Annotated in this window: 12 protein-coding genes and 1 rRNA gene; 10 read left to right on the top strand and 3 right to left on the bottom strand. The window is 69.5% G+C overall.

Annotated features, from left to right (window positions below; genetic code table 11):
* Positions 1–123: 123 nt before the first annotated feature.
* The 9 genes from rrf to ACWD11_RS04045 all read left to right on the top strand — a co-directional run bounded on the left by rrf (position 124) and on the right by ACWD11_RS04045 (position 7,453).
* A 5S ribosomal RNA gene (gene rrf, locus ACWD11_RS04085) occupies positions 124–240 on the top strand.
* 61 nt (positions 241–301) lie between these two features.
* Entirely contained in the window at positions 302–946 is a 645-nt protein-coding gene (locus tag ACWD11_RS04080; protein WP_389415600.1) for an HAD family hydrolase, read from the top strand.
* Between the two features lie 27 nt (positions 947–973).
* The gene (locus ACWD11_RS04075; RefSeq protein ID WP_451281154.1) at positions 974–2,236 is read left to right on the top strand and encodes an MFS transporter; all 1,263 of its coding nucleotides are present in this window, start codon (positions 974–976) and stop codon (positions 2,234–2,236) included.
* Complete coding sequence (locus ACWD11_RS04070) at positions 2,187–3,362, top strand: acetoin utilization protein AcuC (protein ID WP_451281107.1); 1,176 nt, start codon at positions 2,187–2,189, stop codon at positions 3,360–3,362. The genes ACWD11_RS04075 and ACWD11_RS04070 overlap by 50 nt, the downstream gene beginning before the upstream one ends.
* Before the next feature lie 251 nt (positions 3,363–3,613).
* On the top strand, positions 3,614–4,429 hold the full coding sequence (locus ACWD11_RS04065; protein WP_389415598.1) for a phosphatase: 816 nt from the start codon (positions 3,614–3,616) through the stop codon (positions 4,427–4,429).
* 129 nt (positions 4,430–4,558) lie between these two features.
* Entirely contained in the window at positions 4,559–4,771 is a 213-nt protein-coding gene (locus ACWD11_RS04060) for a helix-turn-helix domain-containing protein (RefSeq protein ID WP_004984898.1), read from the top strand.
* 159 nt (positions 4,772–4,930) lie between these two features.
* Positions 4,931–5,029 carry a 30S ribosomal protein bS22 gene (locus ACWD11_RS04055; RefSeq protein WP_003948845.1) on the top strand — a complete coding sequence of 33 codons (99 nt, stop codon included), beginning with the start codon at positions 4,931–4,933 and terminating at the stop codon, positions 5,027–5,029.
* Between the two features lie 286 nt (positions 5,030–5,315).
* Positions 5,316–6,377 (top strand): NAD-dependent epimerase/dehydratase family protein, encoded by a 1,062-nt coding sequence (locus tag ACWD11_RS04050; protein ID WP_389415597.1) that lies wholly within the window; start codon positions 5,316–5,318, stop codon positions 6,375–6,377.
* 14 nt (positions 6,378–6,391) lie between these two features.
* The gene (locus ACWD11_RS04045) at positions 6,392–7,453 is read left to right on the top strand and encodes a lysophospholipid acyltransferase family protein (RefSeq protein WP_451281104.1); all 1,062 of its coding nucleotides are present in this window, start codon (positions 6,392–6,394) and stop codon (positions 7,451–7,453) included.
* Positions 7,454–7,542: 89 nt separating this feature from the next.
* Here the strand turns inward: ACWD11_RS04045 and ACWD11_RS04040 are convergent, their stop codons facing one another.
* From ACWD11_RS04040 to ACWD11_RS04030, 3 genes are all read right to left on the bottom strand, one after another.
* Complete coding sequence (locus ACWD11_RS04040; RefSeq protein WP_451281102.1) at positions 7,543–8,778, bottom strand: DUF5667 domain-containing protein; 1,236 nt, start codon at positions 8,776–8,778, stop codon at positions 7,543–7,545.
* A 233-nt stretch (positions 8,779–9,011) separates the two neighbouring features.
* Positions 9,012–9,785 (bottom strand): ECF subfamily RNA polymerase sigma factor, BldN family, encoded by a 774-nt coding sequence (locus ACWD11_RS04035; protein ID WP_250070768.1) that lies wholly within the window; start codon positions 9,783–9,785, stop codon positions 9,012–9,014.
* Between the two features lie 390 nt (positions 9,786–10,175).
* A complete protein-coding gene (locus ACWD11_RS04030) occupies positions 10,176–11,081 on the bottom strand; it encodes an HAD family hydrolase (protein WP_389415594.1) in 906 nt (301 codons plus the stop codon).
* Positions 11,082–11,255: 174 nt separating this feature from the next.
* On the opposite strand from ACWD11_RS04030, the gene ACWD11_RS04025 reads away from it, so the two are divergent.
* Entirely contained in the window at positions 11,256–11,540 is a 285-nt protein-coding gene (locus ACWD11_RS04025; RefSeq protein WP_389415593.1) for a glutaredoxin family protein, read from the top strand.
* Positions 11,541–11,722 lie beyond the last annotated feature (182 nt).

Here is an 11,722-nt window from a genome sequence, read left to right as displayed (position 1 = left end):
AGCACCGTAAGGTGTGGAGGTGACCGGTACTAATAGGCCGAGGGCTTGTCCTCAGTTGCTCGCGTCCACTGTGTTAGTTCTGAGGCAACGACCGTGTTTTTTTCCGGTCCAACTTCATAGTGTTTCGGTGGTCATAGCGTGAGGGAAACGCCCGGTTACATTCCGAACCCGGAAGCTAAGCCTTACAGCGCCGATGGTACTGCAGGGGGGACCCTGTGGGAGAGTAGGACACCGCCGAACAATTTTTGGGAGAACCCCGCACCTTATCGGTGCGGGGTTTTCTGCGTTTAGGCTCCTTGTTATGCGCTATGACCTCGTGATCTTCGACAACGACGGTGTGCTCGTCGACAGTGAGCCCATCTCCAACCGGCTGCTCGCCGCCTATCTCACCGAGCTGGGGCACCCGACCTCCTACGAGGACTCCCTGCGCGACTACATGGGCGCCGCCATGCACCGCGTACACGATCTCGTCGAGGCGCGGACCGGGGAGCGGCTGCCGGGGGACTTCGATGATGTCTTTCACGCTCGGGTGTTCGCTGCCTTCGAGCAGGAGCTGAAGCCGGTGGCCGGGGCCGAGGGAGTGCTGGAGAAGCTGGCCGCGGACGGGGTGCCGTACTGCGTGGCCTCCTCCGGGAGTCATGAGCGGATTCGGGTGGGGCATCGGACGACCGGGCTGACGCGGTGGTTCGAGGACGGGCGGATCTTCAGCTCGCAGGATGTGGGGCGGGGGAAGCCGGCGCCGGATCTGTTCCTGTACGCGGCCGAGCGGATGGGGGTCGCGCCGGAGCGGTGTGTCGTCGTGGAGGACAGTCCGCTGGGGGTGCGTGCCGCCGTCGCGGCCGGGATGGATGTCTACGGCTTCACGGCGATGACGCCCGCCGCGCGGCTGGAGGGTGCCACCGGACTCTTCGGTGACATGGGGGAGTTGAACGACCTGCTGGTCTGACCGAAGCTGAGGGAAACTCATCTTTGGCTGGATCTACCCACGAGTACGCACGGGCCCTACGCTCCCGCCATGACTGATGTGCTGCGGCGCGGCAGGGCCTCGCTGGCGTTCAGCTTCTTCGCCCAGGGCGTCGCCTTCGCGCTGCTGGTGACCCGGATCCCGGCCATCCAGGACCGGTACGGGGTCTCCGACGCGCTGCTGCCGGTCTTCCTCGCCGCCGTGCCCGTCCTGGCCGGTGTCGGGAGCGTGGCGACCGGGCGGCTGGTGAAGCGGGTGCCGCCCAGCCGGGTGCTGCGGTGGTCCCAGCCGGTGGTGTTCCTGGCGCTGCTGGGGGTCGCGGCCGGGGACCGGATGGTCGAGCTGGCCGCGGCGCTCGGGGCGTTCGGGCTGTCGGTGGGGGCGTTGGACGCTTCGATGAACATGCTCGGGGTCAGTCTGCAGCGGTCGTACGGGCGCAGCATCATGCTCAGTTTCCACGCCGCGTACAGCCTGGGCGGGATTCTGGGGGCCTCGCTGGCGTGGGCGGGGGCGCACTGGGATCTCGCGCTGTTCGTGTCGTACCTGCCCGTCGTGGTCGTGCTGCTGCCCGCCGCGTTCGTGGGGAGTCGGTGGTACGTCGACGGGGAGCCGGCGGCGGCTGTGCGGGGGGAGGCGGTGAAGGGCTCGGCGGGGGGCGTCGGGTTCAAGGTGCTGCTGCCGTTGTGTCTGGTGATGACCTTCGCGTACATCGGGGATTCCACGGTCTCCAACTGGAGCGCGAAGTACCTCCAGGACGTGCTCGGGAGCAGTGAGCAGCTCGCGACCGTGCCGTATGCCGTCTACATGGTGACCACGCTGGTGGGGCGGGCCATCGGGGACTTCGGGGTGCGGCGGTTCGGGGCCGTGGCGGTGGTGCGGGGCGGGACGGTGGTCGCGGCGGGTGGGTTCGCCGTCGTGGCCGTGGCGCCCGGGGCGTGGGTGGGGATGCTCGGGTTCACCTTGGTGGGGCTGGGGTTGTGTGTGCTGGTGCCGCAGACCTTCGCGGCGGCGGGGCGGTTGTTCCCGGGGGCGTCCGATGCGGCCGTTGCCCGGCTGAATGTGTTCAACTATGTGGGCTTTTTGATCGGTTCGCCGTTGGTGGGGGCCTTGGGCGATGCGTGGAGTTATCGCGGGGCGATGCTGGCGCCGATGGTGTTGGTGCTGGTGACGCTCGTGTACGCCCGGTCGTTCGACGCTCAACCGGACCGATACGGTGGCGGGCATGAGCGGCCGCGCACAGCTGATGTGGGACGAGGCAGTAACGGGATATGACTTCGGTCCGGAGCATCCGATGGATCCGGTCCGGCTCGCGCTGACCCGGCGACTGGTCGAGGCCTTCGGGCTCGACCGGGAGGTCGATGTGGTCGCGGCGAAGGCGGCGGGGGAGTCGACGCTGCGGCTCGTGCACCGGGAGGACTACATCGCGGCCGTGAAGGCCGCGTCGGTGGATCCGGGGGCGGCGGACGGGTCGTACGGGCTGGGGACGCTCGATGATCCGGCGTTCGCGGGGATGCACGAGGTCTCGACGCTGATCGCGGGGCAGTCGGTGGGGGCCGCGGAGGCCGTGTGGCGGGGTGACGCGCTGCACGCGGTGAACTTCGCGGGCGGGCTGCATCATGCGATGCCCGCGAGTGCGTCGGGGTTCTGCATCTACAACGACGCGTCGCTCGCCATCGCGCGGCTGTTGGAGCTGGGTGCCGAGCGGGTCGCGTACGTGGATGTGGACGTGCATCACGGGGACGGGGTGCAGGCCGCCTTCTGGGAGGATCCGCGGGTTCTGACGATCTCGCTGCACGAGCATCCGCGGACGCTGTTCCCGCAGACCGGGTGGCCGGAGGAGACCGGGGCGGCCGGGGAGGCCGAGGGATCGGCGGTGAATGTGGCGTTGCCGGCGGGGACGGGGGACGCGGGGTGGTTGCGGGCGTTTCACTCCGTGGTGCCGGAGCTGATTGCTGAGTTCCGGCCGCAGGTGCTGGTGACGCAGCATGGGGCGGATACGCACTTCGAGGATCCGTTGGCGCATCTGGCGGTGTCGCTGGATGCGCAGCGGGCTGTGCAGGTCGCCTGTCATGAGCTGGCGCATGAGTTCGCCGAGGGGCGGTGGGTGGCGCTCGGGGGTGGCGGGTACGCGGTGGTGGATGTCGTGCCGCGGTCGTGGACGCATCTGGTGGGGATCGCGGCGGGGCGGGAGATCGCGCCGGAGGCCGTTATTCCTGAGGGGTGGCGGCAGGAAGTGTTCGCTCGTACGCGGCAGTTGGCGCCGGCGCGGATGACGGACGGGCGGTGGCCGGTGGAGTGGGGGGCGTGGGAGGCGGGGTACGACCCTGCGGATCGGCTGGACCAGGCCGTGCTGGCGGCTCGGCGGGCGGTGTTTCCGTTGCGGGGGCTGTTGCCGTAGGGGAGGGGGTTTCGCCCCCGCCGCCCCTACCCGTCCCACCCCCAGGGGCTGCCGCCCCTTCCGCCCCGCCCGGGGGCTCCGCCCCCTGGACCCCCCGGTCGGCCCCGAAAGGGCCTCGTCCTCAAACGCCGGACGGGCTGAGAGGGCCTCGTCCTCAAACGCCGGACGGGCTGATGGGGCCGTTACGCCGACCGTGGGGTGTTCTGCCGTTCTGGTCGTCCCGGGCGGGTTCGTCCGTCAGCATCGCTCCCGTGTTGTCCATCGGTGCTCTGCGTGCTCATCTGGTCGCTGCTCGGCTGGCGGGGGTGGTGGCCACCTCGCGGGAGGCGAGTCTGCGGAGTTATCGGCTCTTCGCGGCCCGGGATCCGAGGGTTTTGCTCGGGATTGATCCGCAATGTTCCTGGGAGCCCCGCGAATTGGTCGCACTCATGGCCGATAAATGTGGAGTTTCCGCTGATCCGTCGCGCGTGGACGGGCATGATGTCATCGATCCGGCGCGAACTGTGGCCGCTCTCGACTCCTTCGCCGCCCGGATCGCGGCCGTCGCTCAGCGCAGCGGCCCCGTGCTGATCGGCACCGGACATCCGCATCGGCTGCTCGGTTTCTACGTCGCTTTGGCGGACGCTCTCTCGACGGCCGGCTGTGTTGTACTCACACCGGCGCAGGGTCGCTGTGTCGACATAACGACCCGGTTCGGTCTACGCACGTACAACCTGGACTACGTACGAGGAGTCGCGCTCGTGCGAGAACCGGGCCACCCGGGCTCCGGTGGTGAGACCGGCGCACACACCCACTCGCCCCTCCCGGTTCGTACCGCGCTGGCCGCGGCCGCCGAGGCCGGCGGGCCGTTGCCGGAGCTGGTCATCGGGGATCACGGCTGGGTCTGCGGAGCAGGTCAGCTGGGGTTCGAGGCCATTGGTCTCGCCGATACGGATGACCCCGCGCTCTTCGTGGGGGAGGCCGAGGGGACCGTGTCCGTCGTCGTTCCACTTGATGACGCTGTGCGGTCCGATTACTACCGGCCGCTTACCCGCTACGTACTCAATCGAGCGTGTCTGTCACAGTAGGCCGCCGATGGGTGCACCTCTTCCCCACTCGCATCACCCGCCCCTACATTGGGGAGTGAGCACGCAACGACGAAGAGTCACCGGAAGGGGAAGCCGGTGGCCGTCGAGTGCGGAAGGTTCAGGTGTGTCATGGCTGCAGCTGGCGAGAGGCCTCTGAACGAGGTTCAGTTCCTTACCGTGGCGGAAGTCGCCTCGGTGATGCGAGTGTCGAAGATGACCGTGTACCGCTTGGTGCACAGCGGTCATCTGCCCGCGATCCGGGTGGGGCGGTCCTTCCGCGTCCCCGAGCAAGCGGTGCACGAGTACCTCCGCGAGAGTTATGTGGGGGTGGAAACCGCCTGACGGCACACGGGTGCGGGGGAGTCCTCAGGGCACCATCGGATCTCCCCCGGCCACCTCGATTACGACCTCAGCGCTCGGGCGGGTTAGGCTAGCCCCTCGTAGGTCGTGTGGGCCCATGGCGCCCAAACACCGAGTGATGAGAAGTGAGCGAGGGTAGTCGTGGGCTCTGTTATCAAGAAGCGGCGCAAGCGGATGGCCAAGAAGAAGCACCGCAAGCTGCTCAAGCGCACGCGCGTTCAGCGTCGCAACAAGAAGTAAGGTCGCGACGCGAGCCGCGAGAGCGTACGTGTGGCCCCCCACCGGACAGGTGGGGGGCCGCGCGCGTTCCCGGGGCCGGTGTGCGGCGGACCGGAGCCTGTGCGTAGGTCTGGACGCCGGGATGGCTCGGTCTGTTCGTACGTCCGGGGGTGCCGTCACTTCGTGCAGTGGGTGGTCCTCACAGCGCGACACCGAGCCGCTAAGTTGGCGGCACACGGGGAACCCGGCAGGGTAACGAGCAGCGGTACATCAGGTCTGGACGATTCCTGGAAGGAAGGCGCTGATCTTGGGCAAGGTCGTGCTCGTGACCGGAGTGGCCCGTCAACTGGGGGGCCGGTTCGTACGGCGGATCCAGCGTGACCCCCAGGTCGACCGGGTCGTCGCCGTGGACGCGGTTCCGCCCGAGCACCATCTGGGCGGTGCGGACTTCATCCAGGCCGACATCCGGCAGGCCGGCATAGCGCGGGTGCTGGCCGAGACGGGCGCCGACACGGTCGTACACCTGGACGTCACGGGCACGGCGCTCGGCGCCGGCAGCCGGACCACGGTCAAGGAGACCAACGTCATCGGCACCATGCAGCTGCTCGGGGCCTGCCAGAAGTCGCCGGCCGTCAAGCGGCTGGTGGTGAAGTCCAGTACGAACGTGTACGGGTCGGCGCCGCGCGATCCCGCTATGTTCACCGAGACCACCCCGCCCAAGTCGCTGCCCAGCGGCGGGTTCGCCAAGGACACCGTCGAGGTCGAGGGCTATGTGCGCGGCTTCGCCCGGCGGCGGCCGGACGTCGCCGTCTGTGTGCTGCGGTTCGCCAACATCCTCGGCCCGACCGCGGACACCCCGCTCGCGGCGTACTTCTCACTGCCCGTGCTGCCGACCGTGTTCGGCTACGACCCACGGCTGCAGTTCGTGCACGAGGACGATGTGATCGAGGTGCTGCGAATCGGTTCGCACGAACCCGAGCGCGGCACCCTCAACAGCGGCACCTTCAACATCGCCGGTGACGGAGTCCTGCTGCTGTCGCAGTGTTCGCGACGGCTCGGCCGGCCCACCGTGCCCCTGCTGCTGCCCGCCGTCACCTGGGCCGGCTCGCTGGTGCGCACGCTCGGCATGACGGACTTCTCGCCCGAACAGATCCGGCTGCTCACCCACGGCCGGGTCGTGGCCACGGACCAGATGCGGGAGACGCTCGGCTTCCAGCCGAAGTACACGACCGCGGAGACCTTCGCGGACTTCGCGCGCAGCCGCGGACCCGGACTGCTCCCGCCGGAGGCCCTCGCGGGGGCCGTCGACCGGATCGCCGCGCTGTCCCTCGAGGGCAGCGGTCACCCCCCGACGCAGAGCGCCAACTGAGGAGCGCATCAACGATGGCGGACGCCAAGGTCATTCCGTTCGACGACGACCGGTCCCGCGCGGGCGCCGTACAGCGGCCGGTGCGGCGCCGGAGCGTGGGGAACCGGCGCAAGAGCGCGGAGCCCGCGCTGGTCCATGAGGTCCGTGAGGTCCCTGAGGCCCAGCCCCTGCCCGACCCGGCGGCCGCGCAGGATGATGTCCCGGTGACGGAAGAGATGCGGGAGCAGCAGGAGGGCGGCGGCCTGGAACAGCGCATCGCCGGCGGTCTGTCCTTCCTGCGCCGCCGCCTCACCGGGGACTACGAGGTCGACGACTTCGGCTACGACGAGGAGCTGACCGACCAGGTCCTGATGTCGCTGCTGCGCCCGGTGTACGAGAAGTACTTCCGGGTCGAGGTGAAGGGTGTGGAGAACATCCCGGCCGAGGGCGGCGCCCTGATCGTCGCCAACCACTCCGGCACCCTGCCGCTGGACGGCCTGATGATGCAGGTCGCCGTCCACGACAACCACCCCGCCGGGCGTCATCTACGGCTGCTCGCCGCGGACCTGGTCTTCATGCTGCCGGTGGTCAACGAGCTCGCCCGCAAGCTCGGCCACACCCTGGCCTGCGCGGAGGACGCCGAACGCCTCCTCGGCCAGGGCGAACTGGTCGGCGTGATGCCGGAGGGCTTCAAGGGCATCGGCAAGCCCTTCAGTGAGCGCTACAAGCTCCAGCGCTTCGGCCGCGGCGGCTTCGTCTCCACGGCACTGCGCCAAGGCGCCCCGATCATCCCGTGCTCGATCGTGGGGGCGGAGGAGATCTACCCGATGATCGGCAACGCCAAGACGCTGGCCCGGGTCCTCGGATTCCCGTACTTCCCGCTGACGCCGACCTTCCCGTGGCTCGGCCCGCTCGGCGCGATCCCGCTGCCGACGAAGTGGACGATCCAGTTCGGCGAGCCCATCCTCACCGACGGCTATCCGCTGGAGGCGGCGGAGGATCCGATGCTGATGTTCAACCTGACGGACCAGGTCAGGGAACAGATCCAGCACACCCTGTACAAGCTGCTGGTGCAGCGCAGGTCGGTCTTCTTCTGAGCCCTGCCGCACCCGGGCGGACCGAAGAAACGTTTGTACGGCAACGGGGGCGTCCTTCCCGAGAAGGGCGCCCCCGATCCGCGTACCGGCTAGTCCGCGTTCTCGCCGTCGATGCCGAACCCGGGGAGCAGGCCCGGGAGGAGCGGCGGGAGTGTCACATCCGGCTCCGGGACCGGCGGGGTGCTGGTCGACGGAGTCGTACTGCCCGTGCTCTCCTTCGGCGGGTCGAGCAGGCCGCCGGTGCTGCCGCCGAGCAGGCCGTCGTCCTCGCCACCGGAACTCGCGGACCTGCTGGGACCGCCGCTGCTGGACTGGCGGCCGTCGGAGGCGCTGTTGCCGCTGCTGGGGGCCGCCGAGCGGTCCGTGCCGGACGAGCCGGTGGAGGCCGCGCCGGAACCGCCCTGCCGGGGGCCGGAGCCGCCGCCCTTGGCGGGAGGCTCGGGCAGCAGGGTCTGCAGCGGGGCCACTTCTTCGTCTATGGCGTCGAAGACCGACGACACCCGCTCACCGACGTCGCCGAGCTGCACGGGGAGCCGGTCGCGCAGGGCGCCCCAGGTGTCGCGGTGCGAGCGGGAGAAGGCGGACAGCGCCTGCATGGGGCCGAGCGAGTCCGGGTCGGCCGCGTACGCCGCGGAGAGCAGCCGGTGGCCCTCGGAGGCGTCGTGGTGCATCCCGGACAGGGCGCGGCGGATCTCGCCGAGGGATTCGTGGTCGAGGTGGCCGCCGCGGTCGCGCTCCATCAGCCGGCGCGCTTCGCTGAGCCGGGTGGAGGCCTGGTCGAGGAAGACCTGGCCGCGCTCGCTGTCGGTGTCGGTGAGGCCGCGCTTGAAGTCCTCGATGCCGCGCTTGAGGCCGTAGAGCGAGTCGCCGGGCAGGGCGTCACCGCTGGCGGCGGCGACTCCGCCGAAGGCACCGGCGGCGACTCCGACGCTGAGGCCGCCAGCGGCCAGGCCCTTGGTGAGCCGGGACCGCGGTCGCAGTTTGCCGAGCGGGGTCGCCCGGTGTGCGCCCCGGGCCCGATGGGAGCGCTGTTCGGGTACCGCGGAATCCATCCCGCCGCCCGCGCCCTCCAGCAGCATGGCCTCCATCGCGGCCACGAGCTGGGCCCGCTGCACGACCTTGACCTCCGGATCCATCTCCGGTTTGGGCAGTTCGCCGAGACCCGAGGCGAGGGCCAACAGGCGGCCCTGCCCGGTCTGTTCCGCAGCAGCCGGGGCCGGTGCCGGTCCTTCGGACTGCTCGGCCGCCGTGCCCCGGTCGGACTGCTCCTCCAGGGCCAGGGCGAAGGCGTTCGCCCGCCGGTGCGCCGATACGTTCGCGATCACTGGCGGCACCTCCTCTCGTCATGACGGTCGACTCCCCAGGGGGTCCTGAGGGTTGCACCACCTGAGCACATCCACACGATCGGGTGATCGGCGGTGGCCGGGTGGTGACCACAGGGAGCCTGCATCCCGCACAACGAGCGTCGCGGCACTTGGGTTACGGACGGCGGATGATCGGATCGGGAAGTCAACGGACTATTACCGAAAGCGACTTGGCCATTACCGACCGTATGCGGTCAGCGGGCGTCGTCCGGCAGGAGCCGGGCGAGGGTGCGTACGGCGCGGTACTGGAGGGTCTTGATGGCCCCTTCGTTCTTGCCCATGACGCGGGCGGTCTCGGCGACGGAGAGGCCCTGGAGGAAGCGGAGCGTGACGCACTCCTGCTGCTGTGGATTGAGCCGCCGGACGGCGTCCAGCAGGGCCGCGTTGGACAGCGACTCCAGCACCGAGTCCTCGGGGGAGCGCTCGACCTCGTTGGCGTCGAGCATCTCGCCGGTGGTGACCTCCAGCCGGAAGCGGCTGGACTTGAAGTGGTCGGCGACGAGATTGCGGGCGATGGTGACGAGCCAGGCGCCGAAGTCACGCCCTTGCCAGGTGAAGGTGCCGATCCGCCGCAGGGCGCGCAGAAAGGTCTCGCTCGTGAGGTCCTCGGCGGTGGCCTTTCCGCCCACGCGGTAGTAGATGTACCGGTAGACAGTGTCGCTGTACTGGTCGTAGAGACGCCCGAAGGCGTCGGCCTCGCCGGCCTGTGCGCGTTCGACGAGATCCATCATGCGGGCGCTGTCGCTGTCAGCGGCCGGACGCCGGGCGGTCGTGGCACCGGTCGAACGCCCCCGTCTGCCGACGGCGGGGCCGCCGTCGGCGAGCGCGTAGCACGGCCCGACGGGGGTGGCGGCTACGGCAAGGGTGGGGACGGCGTACGCGGTGGGGACGAAGCCGCGCAACAGGTCTTGGACCGTTGCGCGCAGCGTAGCCAGGCCCGAGGCGTCAACCCCGACGTGTGGGTACACGGGACTCCCAGAGGCAGAGCTTCCATCACGTGCAGTACGGGACCGTTCACCCGTCGTAGCGACGGAGGGGTACCGGATTGCGTCTGAGGAGAATAACGCTTCGTACAGGCGCTGCTACACCCAGTTGCTCAAATCATCGATTACGTCGCTTCTGTAACCGAATGAGGCCCGATCAAGTGCCGCACTGTGATCGTTTGTTGATCAGGTGTGGGCGTATTCCGGTCGGGGCCGGGGCGTGTTGTGGCCGTGTGCAGCCAAGGGGGCTGGACAGCGGGTTGAGTGGGTACGGTCTTGCGATTGGCCGGGTTCCGTCGGCGCGGAGGGCTGGTGATCAGAGGTGGGCGCGGGTGGGCGCGGTCCGGTCGGCCGGAGACGCGGGCGCGGGCCGGTTCAGCGGCGGCGGCGCGAGATGGCGATCGCCGCGGCCGTGCCGCCGGCCACCGCGCCGACTCCGGCCGCCGCGGGGATGCCGACCTTGGCGGCCTTGCGGCCCGTCCGGTAGTCGCGCAGGCGCCAGTCCAGTTCGCGGGCGTGCTTGCGGAGCTTGGCGTCCGGGTTGATCGCGTAGGGGTGGCCCACCAGGGACAGCATCGGGATGTCGTTGTGGCTGTCGCTGTAGGCCGCGCAGCGGGTCAGGTCCAGGCCCTCCGCCGTCGCCAGCGCCCGGACCGCCTCCGCCTTCGCCGGGCCGTGCAGGGGTTCCCCGACCAGCTTGCCCGTGTAGACGCCGTCCACCGATTCCGCCACCGTGCCGAGGGCACCGGTCAGGCCCAGTCGGCGCGCGATCACCTGCGCGATCTCCACCGGTGCCGCCGTCACCAGCCACACCTTCTGGCCCGCGTCCAGATGGGCCTGCGCCAGCGCCCGCGTCCCGGGCCAGATCCGCTCGGCCATGTACTCGTCGTAGATCTCCTCGCCGATCGACATCAGCTCCGAGACCCGGTGGCCCTTGACGATCGACAGCGCCGAGTCCCGCGCCTCCTGCATGTGCTCGGGATCCTCGACCCCGGCCAGCCGGAACCACGCCTGCTGCCAGGCGAAGCGGGCCAGGTCACGGGTCTCGAAGAACTTCCGTTTGTGCAGGCCACGGCCGAAGTGGAACAGTGCGGCGCCCTGCATCACGGTGTTGTCCAGGTCGAAGAACGCCGCCGCCCGGTCGTCCCCGAGCACCGGGAACTGCGGTTCGTCCTCCGGGGGGACCGACTTGCGCGCGGCCTCCGCCGAGGCCTCGCCTGCCAACACGCTCCGCGCGGTGGCGGAGCGCCTACGGGGAGTGAGCCATCCGAGAGCGGCCATGGCGTGAGCATAGCCATTTTGTTCGGGGGTTCCGGAGTCGAGAGGTTGGGAGGCTGTGAACTCTCCGCGACCGTGCCGTTAAAGAAGTCATCGCCGCGGCGGCCCCTGTCCGCGGGCTCCCGGGCGATGTCGGCGGCTGTCCCGGCCGCCTCGGCGCGGGCGAGAATGGCTGACATGAGTCCACTCTTCCGCCGCAAGGCGCAGGCGCCCCAGGACCGGCTCGTCACTCTCGTCCGCAAGCCGGGCTGTCATCTGTGTGATGACGCACAGATCGTCATCGAGAAGGTCTGCGGTGATCTCGGGGTCCGCTGGGAGCAGAAGGACATCACCCAGGACCCCCAACTCCACGACCAGTACTGGGAACAGATCCCCGTCGTGCTCGTCGACGGAGAGCAGCACACGTTCTGGCGCGTGAACGAGGAGCGGCTCCGCAAGGCACTGACCGACCAGTCCAACTAGTCCGGCCGGTCGCTTAGGATCGATGGAGAGTTGGTCTTGGGGGCGAGATTGATGAGGGAAGTGTGCGGTTTTGCCTCCGAGACGGACGCGCGTGACCCCGGTCACGTTGGCCGGGCAAATCGGACACCATCTTTGTGCACGCGTTCACAAAGACATAGCCTGCATTCGACGGGGCGGTCTGG

Source organism: Streptomyces sp. NPDC002776 (genome assembly GCF_053592195.1).
The sequence above is the reverse complement of the archived record's forward strand: the minus strand, read 5'-3'. Positions and strand labels throughout refer to the sequence as shown.